General features: G+C 35.9%; 18 protein-coding genes and 1 tRNA gene. 11 read left to right on the forward strand and 8 right to left on the reverse strand.

What is annotated here, in order from left to right; all coding sequences use genetic code 11:
• Positions 1 to 25: 25 nt before the first annotated feature.
• The gene (locus GZ212_RS07945; protein ID WP_166958793.1) at positions 26 to 1,174 is read right to left on the reverse strand and encodes a cysteine desulfurase family protein; all 1,149 of its coding nucleotides are present in this window, start codon (positions 1,172 to 1,174) and stop codon (positions 26 to 28) included.
• 115 nt (positions 1,175 to 1,289) lie between these two features.
• On the opposite strand from GZ212_RS07945, the gene GZ212_RS07950 reads away from it, so the two are divergent.
• On the forward strand, positions 1,290 to 2,255 hold the full coding sequence (locus tag GZ212_RS07950) for a hypothetical protein (RefSeq protein WP_166958795.1): 966 nt from the start codon (positions 1,290 to 1,292) through the stop codon (positions 2,253 to 2,255).
• Here GZ212_RS07950 and GZ212_RS07955 read toward each other — a convergent pair.
• Both GZ212_RS07955 and GZ212_RS07960 read right to left on the reverse strand, forming a co-directional pair.
• A complete protein-coding gene (locus GZ212_RS07955; protein WP_166958797.1) occupies positions 2,249 to 2,764 on the reverse strand; it encodes a Smr/MutS family protein in 516 nt (171 codons plus the stop codon). The genes GZ212_RS07950 and GZ212_RS07955 overlap by 7 nt on opposite strands.
• Positions 2,765 to 2,799: 35 nt before the next feature.
• On the reverse strand, positions 2,800 to 2,994 hold the full coding sequence (locus GZ212_RS07960; RefSeq protein ID WP_166958798.1) for a hypothetical protein: 195 nt from the start codon (positions 2,992 to 2,994) through the stop codon (positions 2,800 to 2,802).
• Positions 2,995 to 3,139: 145 nt separating this feature from the next.
• Between GZ212_RS07960 and GZ212_RS07965 the strand changes: the two genes are divergently transcribed.
• From GZ212_RS07965 to GZ212_RS07990, 6 genes are all read left to right on the forward strand, one after another.
• Positions 3,140 to 3,424: a DUF2752 domain-containing protein gene (locus GZ212_RS07965; RefSeq protein ID WP_053971986.1), complete on the forward strand. Its 285-nt coding sequence runs from the start codon at positions 3,140 to 3,142 to the stop codon at positions 3,422 to 3,424.
• Positions 3,425 to 3,436: 12 nt separating this feature from the next.
• Positions 3,437 to 3,778: a CCC motif membrane protein gene (locus tag GZ212_RS07970; protein ID WP_053971985.1), complete on the forward strand. Its 342-nt coding sequence runs from the start codon at positions 3,437 to 3,439 to the stop codon at positions 3,776 to 3,778.
• Positions 3,779 to 3,887: 109 nt separating this feature from the next.
• Positions 3,888 to 4,664 (forward strand): DUF3108 domain-containing protein, encoded by a 777-nt coding sequence (locus GZ212_RS07975; RefSeq protein WP_166958800.1) that lies wholly within the window; start codon positions 3,888 to 3,890, stop codon positions 4,662 to 4,664.
• Positions 4,665 to 4,666: 2 nt separating this feature from the next.
• On the forward strand, positions 4,667 to 5,101 hold the full coding sequence (locus tag GZ212_RS07980) for an FUSC family protein (protein WP_197276727.1): 435 nt from the start codon (positions 4,667 to 4,669) through the stop codon (positions 5,099 to 5,101).
• Positions 5,102 to 5,198: 97 nt separating this feature from the next.
• Positions 5,199 to 6,236, forward strand: coding sequence for a M28 family metallopeptidase (locus GZ212_RS07985; protein WP_166958802.1), 1,038 nt, complete (start codon positions 5,199 to 5,201; stop codon positions 6,234 to 6,236).
• A gap of 91 nt (positions 6,237 to 6,327) precedes the next feature.
• Positions 6,328 to 7,887, forward strand: coding sequence for a M28 family peptidase (locus tag GZ212_RS07990; RefSeq protein ID WP_166958804.1), 1,560 nt, complete (start codon positions 6,328 to 6,330; stop codon positions 7,885 to 7,887).
• A gap of 57 nt (positions 7,888 to 7,944) precedes the next feature.
• Here GZ212_RS07990 and GZ212_RS07995 read toward each other — a convergent pair.
• The 5 genes from GZ212_RS07995 to GZ212_RS08015 form a co-directional block, all read right to left on the reverse strand.
• Positions 7,945 to 8,020 (reverse strand) — tRNA-His (locus GZ212_RS07995).
• Positions 8,021 to 8,084: 64 nt separating this feature from the next.
• Positions 8,085 to 8,807, reverse strand: a complete 723-nt coding sequence (bshB1, locus tag GZ212_RS08000; RefSeq protein WP_166958805.1) for a bacillithiol biosynthesis deacetylase BshB1 — start codon at positions 8,805 to 8,807, stop codon at positions 8,085 to 8,087.
• A 10-nt stretch (positions 8,808 to 8,817) separates the two neighbouring features.
• Positions 8,818 to 9,966 (reverse strand): PLP-dependent aspartate aminotransferase family protein, encoded by a 1,149-nt coding sequence (locus GZ212_RS08005; protein WP_166958807.1) that lies wholly within the window; start codon positions 9,964 to 9,966, stop codon positions 8,818 to 8,820.
• Between the two features lie 6 nt (positions 9,967 to 9,972).
• Positions 9,973 to 10,923, reverse strand: coding sequence for a phosphoribosylaminoimidazolesuccinocarboxamide synthase (locus GZ212_RS08010; protein WP_166958809.1), 951 nt, complete (start codon positions 10,921 to 10,923; stop codon positions 9,973 to 9,975).
• The gene (locus GZ212_RS08015; RefSeq protein WP_053971978.1) at positions 10,923 to 11,876 is read right to left on the reverse strand and encodes a PhoH family protein; all 954 of its coding nucleotides are present in this window, start codon (positions 11,874 to 11,876) and stop codon (positions 10,923 to 10,925) included. The genes GZ212_RS08010 and GZ212_RS08015 overlap by 1 nt, the downstream gene beginning before the upstream one ends.
• Before the next feature lie 110 nt (positions 11,877 to 11,986).
• On the opposite strand from GZ212_RS08015, the gene GZ212_RS08020 reads away from it, so the two are divergent.
• From GZ212_RS08020 to dnaN, 4 genes are all read left to right on the forward strand, one after another.
• Complete coding sequence (locus GZ212_RS08020) at positions 11,987 to 12,823, forward strand: S-adenosyl-l-methionine hydroxide adenosyltransferase family protein (RefSeq protein ID WP_166958811.1); 837 nt, start codon at positions 11,987 to 11,989, stop codon at positions 12,821 to 12,823.
• Between the two features lie 2 nt (positions 12,824 to 12,825).
• Positions 12,826 to 13,122, forward strand: coding sequence for a putative quinol monooxygenase (locus GZ212_RS08025; protein WP_166958813.1), 297 nt, complete (start codon positions 12,826 to 12,828; stop codon positions 13,120 to 13,122).
• Positions 13,123 to 13,137: 15 nt separating this feature from the next.
• The gene (gene gldG / locus GZ212_RS08030) at positions 13,138 to 15,516 is read left to right on the forward strand and encodes a gliding motility-associated ABC transporter substrate-binding protein GldG (protein WP_166958815.1); all 2,379 of its coding nucleotides are present in this window, start codon (positions 13,138 to 13,140) and stop codon (positions 15,514 to 15,516) included.
• Positions 15,517 to 15,601: 85 nt separating this feature from the next.
• Positions 15,602 to 16,720, forward strand: a complete 1,119-nt coding sequence (gene dnaN / locus GZ212_RS08035; RefSeq protein WP_166958817.1) for a DNA polymerase III subunit beta — start codon at positions 15,602 to 15,604, stop codon at positions 16,718 to 16,720.
• Positions 16,721 to 16,729 lie beyond the last annotated feature (9 nt).

Genomic DNA, 16,729 nt, shown 5'->3' on the forward strand with positions numbered 1-16,729 from the left:
TTTTATCTGAACTATAATAGTTCCATTAAGAGTTTACAACTTCTTTTAATACCTCAACCACGTAATCAACATCCTCTCTGGTATTGTATTTACTAAATGAAAAACGCAGTGAAGGTTTTAATAAATCCTCATCACTTAGAATGTGTTCCAAAACATGTGATCCCTTACTGCTACCACTTTGGCAAGCACTTCCTTTAGAACAAGCAATACCTTTTAAATCCATTTGAAACTGCAAGGTTACTGCCTTTTCAGGTGTCATGGGCAAACATACATTAATCAACGTATAAGTGCTCTTTACAGAATCACCACAATTGCCATTAAATTTAACTTCAGGAATTTCCGATTTAATCTCTTCCTTGAAATAATCCTTAATAGATTGTACATAAGCTCTTTCTTCCTCTAGATGGTCATAAGCCAGTTTAAAAGCAGTCTCCAATCCTTTGATATTATGAACTCCTTCAGTACCAGCTCTAAAACCACGTTCTTGAGATCCGCCAAAAATAAGCGGTTTCAAACCACTATTTTTACGAATAAACGCAAACCCTATACCTTTAGGACCATGGAATTTGTGGGCTGCAGCCGTCATAAAATCAATAGGCACATCTTGTACATCCCATTCAAAATGCCCTACAGACTGTACCGTATCACTATGAAACAAAGTATTGTTTTCTTTACAAAGCTCTGCCACTTTTTTGATATCCAAAATATTTCCTACCTCATTATTTACATGCATCAAACTCACAAGTTTTTTTGAATCATCTGCTTGTAATAAACGCTCTAAATCTTCCAAATCCGGACTACCGCAAGCTTGTAATTTAACCATCTTACCTTGGATTCCATATTCCTTTTCCAATTCTTCCACAGTATGAAGAACAGCATGGTGTTCAATGGGTGATGTAATAATTGTTTTTACACCAGCATCTCTAACAGCACATCGCAAAATCATATTATCAGCTTCTGTTCCTCCTGATGTGAAAATAATTTCTTGAGGTAGCGCATTCAAATACTTGGCTATGGTTTTTCTTGCTGATTCGACAATTGTTTTTGACGACCTACCAAAAGCATGAGTTGAAGATGGATTTCCGTAATTTTTCTGCAGCACCTCCATCATATCATGGATCACTTCCTCCCTCACTTGTGTTGTTGCAGCACTATCAAAATATACAGATTTCATAAGTTTTTTGACATTTGTTTCTAAGGTTTGCAAAATTACCGCAAATAAAATTATTAACAAGGATGGCCTACGTATATTTGGTAAAACTTTTATTTTTGCTAACTAAACTTATGTTATGCAAAAATTTCTTGCTCTTTTTTCCTTGGCCTTCTTGGTGTTTGCTTGTGATGACGGTGATGTTTTAACCATAAATATTGATTTTGATGATGAATTCTATGCTTGTGGGCAAACCGTATTTTATAAAACCAAGGAAGACCCTACCGAGTCCCTCTCTCTTTATGTAGATGATGCAGACGTTTTAAATGACATTTTTCAATTAGAATTTGTTGATGAAAATGAACTATTGGTTCAATTGGTTAATGAAAGTTTGACCGGATCTGGAACTTTTAATTACCGAACCTACAATCGTGATAATATCAATAATATATTTTGTAATGATGTGCCCCCAGCAGATCTGCAAATCAATCAAGATTATGTAAGTTCAAGTTCCTATATCTTAACGATAGCCTTGTTGCAAGATGACAACGATGGTGTTCCAGCAGAACTGGAAGATATAAATGGCAATGGAGATTTATATGATGATGACACGGATGGTGACGGTATTCCTAATTTTTTGGATGCTGATGATGATGGAGACAACATTTTGACCATTGTGGAATTAGATGATAATGATTTGGTGGATGCCAATGGAGATGGGGATAATGACGATGACGTTGATGGCGATCCATTGACCAATCCAGTGGATACCGACGGAGATGGTATTCCCAATTATTTAGATAACGACGACGATGGCGATTTTGTTTTAACCATTGATGAAGAAAACATCACACAGGATAACAATCCTTCTAACGATTTTACAAATCCTAATGTAGCCGATTATTTGAACTCGGATGTAGCTACTACTGTTCCCGCCACTGCTTACAGACCCCATAACATGTCTTTGAATTTTTCCATTCACCTTGAAGTCAACAACGTTACTTTTGAGTTTTTAGAACAGGATACTTTTGATTTTGGGGAATTGCAGAGTTCCAGTGATGTTCCAACATCTTATACTAGAACTGTAACCCCTCCTTTTCAATAGGTAGTTGGTGGATTTTGATAGATGTAAACCTCGGTAGCTCCCAATCCATATTTTTGGTAGTTGGCGTCATAAAATTTGACATTATCGTACCTTCCAAAGAGGTATTCCAATTCTAATTTTAATACACCTTCTCCAACTCCATGTATAAAAACAACCTTGGGTATTCTATTTCGTATGGCAAATTCCAAGCGCTGTCTAGCTACGTCCAATTGCAAACTCAACATGTCATGATTAGACATCATGCCAGACTTATCTGTTAATTGGTGAATATGCAAGTCCACCTCCATCGGTGGTTGAAATTTTTCCTTCCCTTTTCTGACTTGTTTAGGCTTACGCTTTCCTTCCTCCTTTTCATTCAAATCAAACTCTGGACTATCCATAAAATTGAGGTCTTCCGAAATTAAAACCAAATCAGAGACAGGAAAAACCATTTCAAAACCGTCTTCCGTTTTGATTGTAGCTTGACCACCTTTGATTGAGGTTACCACCCCAGTGAGGTCTTCGTCCATTAATGATACTATGCTGCCCCTTTTTATTGCCACGACTATTGATCCGTTGAATTGTTATCGTCTTCTCTATCCCTTTTACTTTGAATTCCTGTTGATATTCGATACAACCCAACCATTAATAAAGCAATTCCTATGATTAAAACCACTTGATTTTGTTCCTCACCTGCTTTGGCGTAAATAGCGACACAAGCTCCCAAAAGGATTATAATATAGTTGACGTATTTTGGCATAACTTTCTATAAAAGGAGTCCTATTATTTTATTAAATATACTTGGCAAAAATAACCCAACTCTTTTTAGCTGAAAAATATTTTTGAATCCATTGTTTAATTAAGTACTTTTCAAGTTGTTAAAAAACGGAACAAAGAAAATAATCATGTCTTCTCTTGATAATTACATGCTGCCATGTCTAAATAAAACACTTTTGGGATTTGAATGTCCAGGATGTGGTATACAGCGCTCTGCCATAATGATTACCAAGGGAGATTTTAGTGGTGCCTTTTATATGTATCCTGCTATTTTTACACTCATTCTTTTGGTTCTCTTTTTTATATTTAACAAATACTACAAATTTAAAAATGATCATAAGGTCATGGGTGGCCTTGTCATTCTAAATGTGGTAATCATTATTACTAATTATATCATCAAATTAAGCCATTAAAACAATCTCTTTATGGAACAAGAAAAACTCAATCCAACTTTAGTTTATGTATTAGCCCTTTTGGCACTTCCCTGCTGCTGTATTTGGGGATCAGGATTTATTTTATCTGGAGCAGCTTTTTTTATTGCCAACAATAAGTTGAATAAAGTCAAGGCCAATCCTGAAGCCTTTGAACCAAGCAGTGTTAAAGCAATGCAAACGGCCAAAATAGTTGCTCTAGTTATATTAATCATCAATGTTTTAACTCTTATCTGGAGTATTTATAAAATAGCTACTGGTGGCGGAATAGAAGGCATGATGGAAGAATATCAAAGAGCCATGGAAGAATTCCAGAGCCAACAACAAAACCAATAAAAATTGGATTACATCTTATAAAAGCGACCCGAAGGTCGCTTTTTTTATGATAAATAATATCTTTGGTACAATATATGTTTAGCTTTACGTTACCATTCAAAACTACTATATGCAGCGACTTTTAATTTTAGCCCTAACCCTATTTCATGTAGCCCTTTTTTCCCAAAATACAGCCATTGGCACTTCAGAAAAATTGGTTTTTACGGCTTCTTACAATATGTCTGGGATTTTAACCGATTTAGCAGAGGTGAAAATGGAAACGAGTCCTGTCAAGACCTCAAAAACGACCTTACTTCGATTAAAATGTACTGCAACAACCTATTCCAAATGGGATAGTTTCTTTAAAATTCGGGATTTATATGAAAGCTATGTGAGTCCAAGATCATTAACGCCCTATCTATATAAACGAGATATTGATGAAGGCGGTTATTACAAATTTATGCAATACACCTTCAGCCATAAAACGCATACTGTAAAAAGTCTTAAAAAGAAAAGAAATGGTAAAGGAGAGATTTGGGAGGAAAAGAAAATTGTGTCTATAGGAGCCTCAACCAGAGATATCGTTTCAACCATTTATAACATTCGTAACATTGATTTTTCGCAATTTCAAAAAGGAACTTCCAAAACCTACAAAGTCATTTTTGACAATAAAGAACATTTGGTTAACATTAAAAACTTGGGACAAGAACAATTGAGTACTGCTTTAGGAAGTAAAATGTGTCATAAATTATCTATTTCAATGAACAATGATGTTTTGAAAGGATCTAATGATAATTTGCTTTGGCTTACAGCAGATGCCAATAAAATTCCTGTATTTGCTAAATTTAAAATTGCTGTGGGTAACGGAGAATTAAAAATAAAATCCGCTTCAGGACTAAAAAATTAATTATGAAAAAAGCACTAACTATCTTAGCTATTATTAGCTCTATATTAGCGGTTATTTTATCTGTTTTACCGCTTTCAAATTTGGCATTTATTCCCGCGATTGGGTCGCTTATTTTTGGATTAGCAGCTTTTTATTTTGCCAATAAAAACAACCAGCCCAAACATACTGTTCAATTAGCCTTTTTACTGACTATTATTGCTTTATCCATTGCTACTTACAAATCTATTTTCACAGAAACCGAGGTTGGAAATACAGAGGCGCTTGAGAAAAAGGAAGAAGAATCGGTTGAAGATTCCATGGAGATTTTAGAAGGCCTAGACACAGAAGAAATCGATGGTATTGAAGTCGAAGAATTAGACGGTATCGAAACAGATGAATTGGAAGATGTTGATACTAATGAACTCGATGACCTTGACATTGAAGATGAGGATTTATAATCATCATTTATAAAACATGAATAAATAAAAAAGAGAATCTTTCCGGGTTCCCTTTTTTTTTGCTTTATTTGAACTAATAAGCTATTATTCAATACCTATGAAAGCCTTTTTAATTGCTTCCATACTCACCCTTATTGGCTCTTGCGCCACTCAAAAATACTCTGACAAAATAGACATTTTAAAAAATGGTATTCATATTAAGGACAGTACGGCTATTTTAGAATTTTCACAAACAATAACTGCTCCCGAATTAAAAGTTCATTTAGAATTTTTAGCTAATAAAGAACTATATGGAAGGGAGACGGGAGAAGCAGGCCAAAAACAAGCATCAGAATTTTTAAAAAGCTATTACCAATCCTTGAATATTCCTTCTCCAATGGAGGATTCCATCTATTTTCAAAAGATACCCAAGGATTATTTTCCTGAAAAATATAATGCTTCGGAAAACGTATTGGCCTTTATAAAAGGCACCGAAAAACCGGAAGAAGTCGTCATCGTTTCGGCTCACTACGACCACTTGGGCCTACAAGATGGAAAAATCTTTTATGGAGCAGATGACAACAGCTCGGGAACTTCTGCTATTTTAGAAATTGCAGAAGCTTTTCAACTAGCCAAGGAAAAAAATCAAGGACCAAAACGCAGTGTGTTATTTTTACATGTCACCGCAGAGGAAATAGGACTACAAGGATCTAAATATTATACCGAGCATCCTGCTTTTCCTTTAGATCAAACCATAGCTGATCTAAACATTGATATGATAGGACGCGTAGATCCCAGCCATGAAGATAATCCTAATTATTTATACTTAATTGGCTCCGATAGATTGAGCCGCGAACTACACTATATTTCAGAAAAAATAAATAATTCCTTTTTCAATTTCAGTTTGGATTATAAGTATAATGATGAAAGTGATCCAAATCGTTATTATTACCGCTCAGACCACTACAATTTTGCCAAGAACAATATCCCTGTAATCTTCTATTTTAATGGAGAACATGAGGATTACCACCAACCTACTGACACACCTGATAAAATTAATTATGAATTGCTTGAAAAAAGAGCTCGTTTCATTTTTGCCACTACATGGCAATTGGCTAATATGGAAAATAGGCTGCTTATGAATGAGGACTTTTAATTTATCAAAAACCTTGTTAATTTTTTAAAAAATACCTGTAAGCACTACCTGTATTGCTTACATTTGTTTTCTACACATTAAAATTCATTTCATGAGAAAACTAATACTCTCTATTTTAGTGGCACAGCTCTTTTGGGCTTGTGGTTCACAAAAAACAAATACCAGTAGCTCAGAACCTTCGGTACCGTTAGCAGATGAAACTACTTATGCTGCCACCATTACATCTCAAGAATTAAAGGATCATTTATACACCTATGCTTCAGATGAATTTGAAGGAAGGGAAACTGGTGCTCCAGGACAAAAGATGGCAGTTAATTACATTCGTGAAGAATACAAAAAACTGGGAATTAAGGGTGGAATGCCTGATGGCACCTATTTCCAAGAAGTCCCTTTGGAAGTTTTGGACACCCCTGAGGTCAACCTAACCATAAACGGTCAAGAGTTCAAAATTACAGATAACTTTATTTCTCTTTCAAGTGCCATGGACGGTTCTTTGAATGCCAATGAGGTGGTTTTTGCAGGATACGGAATTGAGGATTCCAATTACTCAGATTATTCACAATTAGACGTTAGAGACAAGGTTGTTTTAATCAAATCTGGAGAACCTAAAACGGAAAACGGAACCTACATCATTTCAGGAGATTCAACGCCTTCAAAATGGTCAAATTTTAGACAGGAGTTTGCGTCTAAAAGAGATCTTGCCAAGGAAAAAGGAGCTAAATGTGTTTTCTATTACAACCCTCAGCTTTATGAGATGGCAAAAGGTCGCTTTGGGAGCAATCGCCGAAAAAGCATGAGCTTAAAGGGAAAATCTGGAGATATGTTTTATTTCATGGTCAATTCTGATTTGGCTCAGGCTATCCTTCCAGAAATTGATCAAGATGAAACTGCTAAAGTTATTCCAGCGAAATTATCTTTAGATTATAAAAATGTTTCAGAGGAATTTAGTTCCGAAAACGTATTGGCTTACATTCCTGGTTCTGAAAAACCAAACGAATTTATTGTTATATCTGCCCACTTGGACCATGAAGGTATTAAGGACGGAAAAGTTTACAATGGTGCAGATGATGATGGTTCTGGTACCGTGGCCGTTTTAGAAATTGCTGAAGCATTTCAAACAGCTGTAAAAAATGGACAAGGCCCTAAGCGATCCATTCTATTTTTAAATGTTACCGGTGAAGAAAAAGGACTTTTAGGCTCCCGTTATTATACAGATTTTGATCCTGTTTATCCATTGGCAAATACCGTTGCTAACCTGAACATCGATATGATTGGTCGTGTCGATCCCAAACACGATGACACGGATGGTAATTATGTCTACTTAATTGGTAGTGATAAATTGAGTACAGAATTACATAACATTTCAGAAGAAGTGAACAAAAAATATTTAAATATTGCTTTTGACTACACTTTCAATGATGATAATGATCCGAACAGATTTTATTACAGAAGTGACCATTATAACTTTGCAAAAAACAACATTCCAGTCATTTTCTATTTTAACGGAACTCATGAGGATTACCACCAGCCTTCTGACACTCCAGATAAAATCAGATATGACTTGTTGGAAAAAAGAACACGTTTAGTATTCTATACCGCTTGGGAAATAGCCAATAGACCAAATAGGATTGTAGTAGACAAAGCAGAATAGCAATCGTACTTCACAAAACAAAAGAAGCCTTTCAGAAAACTGAAAGGCTTTTATTTTGGGTGGAAGATCGGTCTCGAACCGACGACCTCCTGAACCACAATCAGGCGCTCTAACCAACTGAGCTACAACCACCATTTTAATTGGATTGCAAATGTATATTATTTCCTTTTTTCTGCAAAGACTTTTTTTAAAAAAATTTACTTTAAATCAAACAAACTATCTACCGCTGGATATCTTTCTACCGTAAAGCCTTCACCGTATTCCACACCAATCAATCTACCTAAATCCCTTGCTCTGTATATGATACTATCTGTGAAGTTCTTGCTTGAGATAGGAGTTTCTGGTTCCTCACTGTTTGGATCATAAAACTGAGTTTTATAGGCCAACACCGACTCCATTTTTTGATTGACAAATCCACTTACATCTACTACAATATCTGGCTCCAAATTTTTCCATTGAATGTAGTGATACACCTGCTTAGGCCTCCAGGGTTCTTGCCATTCCTCTGAGTCCTCTATTTTGGTATCTATTTTTCTTAAACCACTTAAAAAACACGCATCACTTACTAATTTACTTCCTTTACCATGATCAATATGTCTATCATCAACAGCATTGCATAAAACCACCTCTGGTTGATACTTGCGAATCATTTTAATAAGCTCTATTTGATGCCATTTATCATTCACAAAAAATCCGTCGGCAAACTCCATGTTGATTCGTAAGGGCACTCCTAAAACATTAGCCGCATCTTGGGCTTCAGAATCTCTGGTTTCGGCAGTTCCCCTAGTTCCCAATTCGCCCCGAGTCAAATCAATAATTCCTACTTTTTTCCCTTTGGAAATTTCTTTTGCAATAGTGGCACCGCACCCCAATTCTACATCATCGGGATGTGCTCCAATAGCAAGGATTTCTAATTTCATCTGTTTTTTTTTACTTAGAAGCTTCTATAGCTTGTTCTATGTCATTTATTAAATCCGTTTTGGACTCAATGCCTACAGAAAAACGAATTAAACGATCGGTAATGCCAATGGCATCTCTTTCTTCTTGCGAAATGAAGGAATGGGACGTTTCAGCAGGCAACAACATGGTGCTTTCAACACCTGCTAAACTTAAAGATGGTTTAATAATTTTAAGAGCATCAAAAAACCTTGCAACGTCTAAGCCATCTTTTAACTCAAAAGAAATCATGGCTCCAAACCCCTTCATTTGACTTTTAGCCAACTCATGTTCTGGATGGCTTTTTAAGCCAGGATAATAAACTTTCTCGATATTTTCATGAGTGTATAAATACTTAGCCAATTTTTTGGCATTTCTAGTTTGGGCCTTTACCCTGAGACCTAAAGTTTTCATGCTCCTTTCAAGCATCCACACGGTAAAGTCACTCAGGCATCCACCAAAATTCATCGCTACTCTATGAATGTCTTTCATAATTGTTTCTGTGGAAACAACTGCCCCTGCCATAATATCACTATGACCACCTAAATATTTCGTAGCCGAATGAATTACAATGTCTACACCCAATTTTATGGGATTCTGCAGTACTGGACTAGCAAATGTGTTGTCTATGGAAGTTAAAATTCCCTTCTTTTTCCCAAGTTCACCAATACCACGTACATCCGTGATTGTCAATAAGGGATTGGAAGGTGTTTCAATATGGATTAATTTCGTATTAGGTCGTATGGCTTTTTCAAAGTCTTCCACTTGATATCCATCGGTAAAAGTAAATTCAACACCATATCTGGATAAGTCATTTTTAATAAAATTTGCTGTTCCTCCATACAAGGTATTTTGTACCACCAAATGATCACCAGACTTCAAAAATGTTAGAAATACAGCACTAATGGCTGCCATACCAGAACCAAAAATGAGTCCAGATTCAGCAAACTCCAAAGCTGCTATTTTCTTGGCCAGATGCTCCTGATTTGGAGTATTGAATGCTCTTGGATACCTTTTTATCTCCTCATTAGACTTGTAGGAGGTAGCCATATATAAGGGAGATACAGCTCCTTTAAATTGTTCATCAGGCACTTCACCCGTATGTACGCATGTGGTATTGAATCCAAGATTATTCTCTGACATAGTATTTTATTGGTTTAGGTATTCCAAAACGTTGTGCTCAATTCGGTTTGAAATATCACTGAGGTCAGCTTTAACAAAGGATTCTCCAGTAATATTTTCATAAAGCTCAATGTAACGTTCGCTTACCGTTTCAATATACTCATCGCTCATTTCGGGTACAACTTGTCCTTCCAAACCTTGAAATCCGTTAGAAATCAACCATTGACGAACAAACTCCTTGGAAAGTTGTTTTTGAGACTCGCCGTTGTCCTGTCTTTCTTGATACCCATCGGCATAAAAATAACGTGAAGAATCGGGGGTGTGAATTTCGTCTATCAAAACAATCTTGCCCTCTTTGGTTTTTCCAAATTCATATTTAGTATCCACCAATATCAATCCTCTAGATGCCGCTATTTCAGAACCTCTTTGGAACAATTTTCTGGTATAGTCTTCCAAAACCACATAATCAGCTTCAGAAACAATGCCTCTTCTTAAAATGTCCTCGCGAGATATGTCCTCGTCATGGTCTCCTTTTTCTGCTTTGGTTGCAGGCGTAATAATCGGTTCTGGAAACTTGTCATTTTCCTTCATGCCTTCTGGCATAGGTACTCCACAAAGCAATCGCTTGCCTGCTTTATACTCCCTAGCAGCATGACCTGACAAATAACCTCTAATGACCATTTCAACCTTAAATGGTTCACATAAATCTCCAACGGCTACATTGGGATCTGGAGTTGCCACCAACCAATTGGGCACCAAATCTTCGGTAGCCTTCATCATTTTGGTCGCTATTTGATTTAAAATTTGACCTTTATACGGAATGCCCTTTGGCATCACCACATCAAAGGCGCTTAATCTATCTGTAGCAATCATGACTAATTGCTCATCATTAATGTTGTAAACTTCCCTTACTTTTCCTTTGTAAACACTTTTCTGTCCAGGAAAGTTAAAATTGGTATCAGTAATTGTCTGACTCATTATTCTCTATTCTCAATATTTTTATAAGCGTCAATAATTTTCTTGACTAGTTTATGACGAATCACGTCCTTGTCATCCAAAAAGACCATACCCACACCTTCCACATTCTTAAGAATCAACAAGGCTTCTTTAAGTCCGGAAATGGTTCTTCTAGGTAAATCGATTTGTCCGGGATCTCCAGTAAGAAGAAACTTGGCGTTTTTACCCATACGGGTTAAAAACATTTTCATTTGATTGTGGGTGGTATTTTGACCTTCATCCAAAATCACAAAGGCATGATCTAATGTTCGTCCACGCATAAAAGCCAAGGGTGCAATTTGAATGGTTCCATTCTCTATGTACATTTGAAGCTTTTCAGCTGGTATCATATCCCTAAGAGCATCATACAATGGTTGCATGTATGGATCTAACTTTTCCTTTAAATCTCCTGGTAAGAACCCTAAATTTTCACCTGCCTCTACAGCTGGACGGGTCAAAATGATTCTCTTGACTTGTTTGGCCTTTAAGGCTTGAACTGCCAATGCCACACCAGTATAAGTTTTACCTGTACCGGCAGGACCAATAGCAAAAACCATATCGTTCTTTTGAATGCTTTCAACCAAACGACGTTGATTTACCGTTTGAGCCCTTATAATTCTACCATTTACACCATGAACGATAACTTCACCACTTTGGGCACTCGTTTCATAATCATCCTTACTCTGACTTGTCAAGACACGTTCAATAACATTTTCATCCAGTTTGTTATACTTTACATAGTGCTCCATGAGCATGGTGAATCGTCTGTCAAATTCTTCCAAAAGATCTTCATCCCCATAGGCTTTAATTTTATTGCCTCTAGCGACGATTTTAAGTTTTGGATAGTATTTTTTAAGGAGTTCAATGTGAGCGTTCTGTGCTCCAAAAAATTCTTTTGGAGACATCTCTTCAAGTTCAATAATGATTTCGTTCAAAAGCTAAGAGATTAAATTAAATTTTTTCAGTCAAGATTTATTAGATTTGTCTCTAACAAAACTACACAATTTTAACGTGTATCAAGTTAAAAAAATATCAACAATCTTCTATGGCAATTATCACATTAACGACTGATTTTGGTGAGAAAGATCACTTTGCTGGTGCGATAAAAGGAGCTATTTACAGTGAATTGACAGATGTTAGAATTGTTGATATCTCACACTCGGTTTCTCCATTTAATATTCCCGAGGCGGCATATATTATTCAAAATGCTTTTAGCAGTTTTCCTAAAGGAACTATTCATATCATTGGTATAGACTCTGAATTACATCCAGAAAACAAGCACATAGCATTAAAACTCGATGGTCATTATTTTATTTGTGCCAATAATGGGATTATGAGTATGATTTGCTCTGAAATTGCCCCAGAAAAAATTGTAGAAATTAACATCCATGATAAAATCACAACGAGTTTTCCTGTTTTGGATGTCTTTGTAAAAGTAGCCTGTCATATTGCACGTGGCGGCACTTTAGAAGTTATTGGAAAGGTCATTGATCATATCAAGCCTATTAAAAACATACATCCCTATGTGAATGACGAGCAGACCCAAATTATTGGTAGTGTCATTTATGTGGATAATTATGGAAATGTCATAACGAACATTAAACGTAAATTCTTTGAAAACACTCAAAAGGGACGTGATTTTGAGGTTTTTGTGAGGTCCAATAAATTCAAAAAGATTTTCAACAATTATAGCGATATTGTCAATTTTAACATTCCTCCAGAAAAAAGAAATGATGAAGGAAAGGGAATGGCCGTTTTTAATTCCTCTGGTTTTTTGGAAATTGCTGTTTATAAAAGTAATTCGGCTACCTTTGGAAGTGCGTCTTCACTCATGGGATTGAACCTGATGGATACGGTAACGGTTAACTTTAGTAAAACTTAAGTATGTTTGTAAGAATAGTAAAAATGAGTTTTGCCCCTTCAAAAACTGATGAGTTCCTAGCTAATTTTGAAAATGTAAAAGATAAGATTAGAGCTTTTGAAGGCTGTGAATTTTTAGAGTTATATAGAGATAAGAATCAACCCAATATCTTTTTCACATACAGTTATTGGGCTACGGATGACTGTCTTGAAACCTATCGAAACTCAGAATTATTCAAAAATGTTTGGGCCCAAACCAAACCGCTTTTTAATGATAAACCTCAAGCTTGGAGTGTGGATAAATTACATTCCTTAAATTAATTCAACATACCAATTATGTTTGCCCTTTTTAGAAAAGAAATCAATTCGTTTTTTGCATCTCCCATAGGTTACTTAGTCATTGCCGTTTTTTTATTACTCAATGGCCTGTTTCTTTGGTTGTTTAAAGGGGAGTTTAATGTTTTGGATAATGGTTTTGCCGACTTATCCTCGTTCTTTTTATTAGCTCCATGGATTCTTTTATTTTTGGTTCCTGCCGTGACCATGAGGTGTTTCTCTGATGAAAAGAAGCAAGGAACCCTAGAGTTGTTACTCACAAAACCCATTTCACATTTACAAATCGTTCTTGGAAAATATTTGGGATCATTTGTGCTTATCATTTTGGCCCTTATCCCCACACTGCTCTACATTTATACTGTTTATGAATTGGGTCTTCCAACGGGCAACTTAGATATGGGAAGTACCCTTGGCTCTTACTTTGGTTTGTTGTTTTTGGTAGCTGCCTATACAGCTATAGGAGTATTTTCTTCTACCCTTTCTGAAAATCAAATCGTGTCTTTTATCATTGCGGTATTTCTATGTTTTTTCTTTTACATAGGGTTTGAAGGGGTTGCTGAATTTAGCTCTAGTACATTGATTGAAAAATTTGGTATGAGCTACCATTTTAAAAGTATGGGGCGTGGTGTTTTGGATACTCGTGATATTGTCTATTTTCTATTTATCGCTCTTTTATTTATAGCCTTAACAACCCTAAAAATTAATAACCGTCGTATCGGCAAAAATGATTCTAAAGTTTTTATCGTTTTAGGATTGGGATTGGTCGTATTGGTTTTTACACAATCGGTTTACAAACGTTTTGACTTAACTGCTGATCAAAGATACACTTTGAATCCGGCGACGGTAAAAATGATTGAAGAAGTTAATTCACCAGTTGTCATCGACGTTTTTCTGGAAGGAGAAAGTTTTCCTTCGGAATTTAGAAGGTTACAGGATGAAACGAAGCAACTATTAGAAGAATTTGAATCTAAAAATGGGTTAATTACCTTTAATTTTATCAACCCCATTGAAGACGAAAAAAATCGTCAAAATAACATCCAACAATTGAACGCTCGGGGTATGACCCCAATGCAACTGTCAGTTGAAGAACAAGGCAAAAGTAGTTATGAAGTTGTTTTTCCGTGGGCGCTTGCTAGTTATAATGAAGAAACGGTGATTATCCCATTGATTAAGAATAAAATGGGCGCTACACAACAGGATTTAGTCACCAATTCTGTACAACATTTAGAGTATGGCTTTGCAGATGGTCTTAACAAGCTTATTCATCCAAAAAGTAAAAAAATTGCTATTCTTAAAGGGAATGGACAATTAGGTGATGGTTATATTTTTGACTTTGTTAAAACCATTAAAGACTATTACTACATCGCCCCGTTTACTTTAGATAGCGTGAGCCGTAATCCGGAGAAGACCTTGCGTGATCTCAAAAATTATGATCTTATTATTTCGGCCAAACCCATTGAGCCTTTTACAGAGGAAGAGAAGTTTGTTTTGGATCAATACACCATGAATGGGGGTAAAAGTCTTTGGATGTTTGATGCTGTGAATATGGAAATGGATAGCCTCTTCCAAACAGGAAAAGGATATGCGATTCAAAGGGATTTAAACATGACCGATTTCTTTTTTAAATATGGTGTGAGGGTGAATCCAGATTTGGTTAATGACCTTTACTCTGCTCCTATTTTATTGGCAACAGGTGAAGGCAGTGAAGCCCGTTTTCAACCTTTCCCTTGGTTCTATTCTCCTTTGGTTAATCCAGAAAACCATCATCCTATTGTGAAGAACATTAATCGGGTGAAATTTGATTTTGCGAGTCCTATAGACACTCTTAAGAACGATATTCATAAGACCATTCTTTTAAAAAGTTCTATATTATCCAAATTGGATGGTGTTCCCAGGGAAATTGATTTGAGTATGACCACCGAAGAACCGGACCCTAAAATGTACACCAAACCGAATCTAAATTTAGCTGTTCTTTTAGAGGGTTCTTTTACTTCGGTATACAACAATAGAATCAATCCATTTGATTTAAAAGATAGTCAAGACAAGGGTGTATTTTCTAAAATGATTATTGTGGGAGATGGTGATATCATTAAAAATGATTTGGGTAAAAATGGCCCTTTGGAATTAGGTTTTGACAGAAGCTCAGGCCAACTTTATGGCAACAAAGAATTCCTTTTGAATTGTGTGAATTATCTTCTAGATGACAGCGGACTTATAAACATTCGATCCAAAGATATCAAAATGGCCTTTTTGGACATGAATAAAGTAAGTGAAGAAAAAACAAAGTGGCAACTTATAAACATTGTGTGTCCGCTCGTTCTGTTAGGCATCTTTGGTATGGTGTTTAATTACCTTAGAAAGAAAAAGTACGCAGCCTAAATGTTAATAAGTTTGTTTCCGATATTAGGAGCAATCAAATATATTTGTAGATAGTAATTAAACGAACTTTAAGGATTCTGAATACATGAAATTTATAGTATCAAGCACCTATTTACTTAAGCAACTGCAAGTACTTGGTGGTGTTATCAATAATTCCAACACCTTACCTATTTTAGATAATTTTCTTTTTGAATTGAATGAGACAGAATTAACTATTTCTGCCAGTGATTTGGAGACCACCATGTCAGCCAAATTGGAAGTAGAAAGTGATAGTTCTGGTAGTATTGCAGTAGGAGCCAGAATGTTATTGGATACTTTAAAAACATTTCCAGAGCAGCCTTTGACCTTTGTTGTTGAAGATAACAATACGGTAGAAATCAGTTCCAATCATGGAAAATATACTCTGGCTTATGCCGATGGGAATGAGTTCCCAAATGCGGTTACCTTAGAGGATTCTCAATCCACTTTAGTTTCTGCCGATATATTGGCTACTGCTATCAGTAAAACTATTTTTGCTGCTGGTAATGACGATTTGAGACCGGTAATGAGTGGTGTTTTCTTTCAATTTTCAACAGAAGGATTAACCTTTGTAGCAACTGATGCTCATAAGCTGGTTAAATACTCTAGAGAAGATGTACAGGCGGGTCAAACGACCGAGTTCATTATGCCCAAGAAACCTTTAAACCTTTTGAAGGGAATACTGGCCACTAGTGATGAAAACGTCAATATTGAATATAACGATTCCAATGCTAAGTTTTCTTTTGACAATGTGGAATTGGTTTGTCGTTTGATTGATGGAAAATATCCTAATTATGAAGCGGTCATCCCTAAAGAAAACCCAAACAAATTAGTAATTGATAGAACTCAATTTTTAAACTCGGTTCGTCGTGTGAGTATCTTTTCAAACAAAACAACCCATCAAATTCGTTTAAAAATTGCTGGTGCCGAATTAAATATTTCTGCAGAAGATATCGATTACAGTAATAAAGCCGAGGAGCGCTTGACCTGTGATTACCAAGGAGACGACATGCAAATTGGTTTCAACTCTCGATTCCTTACTGAAATGTTGAATAACCTAAACTCAGACGATGTACAGTTAGAAATGAGTTTGCCAAATCGCGCTGGAATTTTAACTCCAGTAGATGGACTTGATGAAGGGGAATATGTAACCATGTTGGTAATGCCAGTAATGCTAAACAGTTAACCAAAATAA

This window comes from Mangrovimonas sp. CR14 (assembly GCF_011764015.1).
GTDB lineage: Bacteria > Bacteroidota > Bacteroidia > Flavobacteriales > Flavobacteriaceae > Mangrovimonas > Mangrovimonas futianensis.

Coding starts and splice junctions, on each gene's coding strand:
- GZ212_RS07945 (WP_166958793.1), bottom strand. CDS start 1,174: ATGAAATCTGTATATTTTGATAGTGCTGCAACAACACAAGTGAGGGAG.
- GZ212_RS07950 (WP_166958795.1), top strand. CDS start 1,290: ATGCAAAAATTTCTTGCTCTTTTTTCCTTGGCCTTCTTGGTGTTTGCT.
- GZ212_RS07955 (WP_166958797.1), bottom strand. CDS start 2,764: ATGGACGAAGACCTCACTGGGGTGGTAACCTCAATCAAAGGTGGTCAA.
- GZ212_RS07960 (WP_166958798.1), bottom strand. CDS start 2,994: ATGCCAAAATACGTCAACTATATTATAATCCTTTTGGGAGCTTGTGTC.
- GZ212_RS07965 (WP_053971986.1), top strand. CDS start 3,140: ATGTCTTCTCTTGATAATTACATGCTGCCATGTCTAAATAAAACACTT.
- GZ212_RS07970 (WP_053971985.1), top strand. CDS start 3,437: ATGGAACAAGAAAAACTCAATCCAACTTTAGTTTATGTATTAGCCCTT.
- GZ212_RS07975 (WP_166958800.1), top strand. CDS start 3,888: ATGCAGCGACTTTTAATTTTAGCCCTAACCCTATTTCATGTAGCCCTT.
- GZ212_RS07980 (WP_197276727.1), top strand. CDS start 4,667: ATGAAAAAAGCACTAACTATCTTAGCTATTATTAGCTCTATATTAGCG.
- GZ212_RS07985 (WP_166958802.1), top strand. CDS start 5,199: ATGAAAGCCTTTTTAATTGCTTCCATACTCACCCTTATTGGCTCTTGC.
- GZ212_RS07990 (WP_166958804.1), top strand. CDS start 6,328: ATGAGAAAACTAATACTCTCTATTTTAGTGGCACAGCTCTTTTGGGCT.
- bshB1 (WP_166958805.1), bottom strand. CDS start 8,807: ATGAAATTAGAAATCCTTGCTATTGGAGCACATCCCGATGATGTAGAA.
- GZ212_RS08005 (WP_166958807.1), bottom strand. CDS start 9,966: ATGTCAGAGAATAATCTTGGATTCAATACCACATGCGTACATACGGGT.
- GZ212_RS08010 (WP_166958809.1), bottom strand. CDS start 10,923: ATGAGTCAGACAATTACTGATACCAATTTTAACTTTCCTGGACAGAAA.
- GZ212_RS08020 (WP_166958811.1), top strand. CDS start 11,987: ATGGCAATTATCACATTAACGACTGATTTTGGTGAGAAAGATCACTTT.
- GZ212_RS08025 (WP_166958813.1), top strand. CDS start 12,826: ATGTTTGTAAGAATAGTAAAAATGAGTTTTGCCCCTTCAAAAACTGAT.
- gldG (WP_166958815.1), top strand. CDS start 13,138: ATGTTTGCCCTTTTTAGAAAAGAAATCAATTCGTTTTTTGCATCTCCC.
- dnaN (WP_166958817.1), top strand. CDS start 15,602: ATGAAATTTATAGTATCAAGCACCTATTTACTTAAGCAACTGCAAGTA.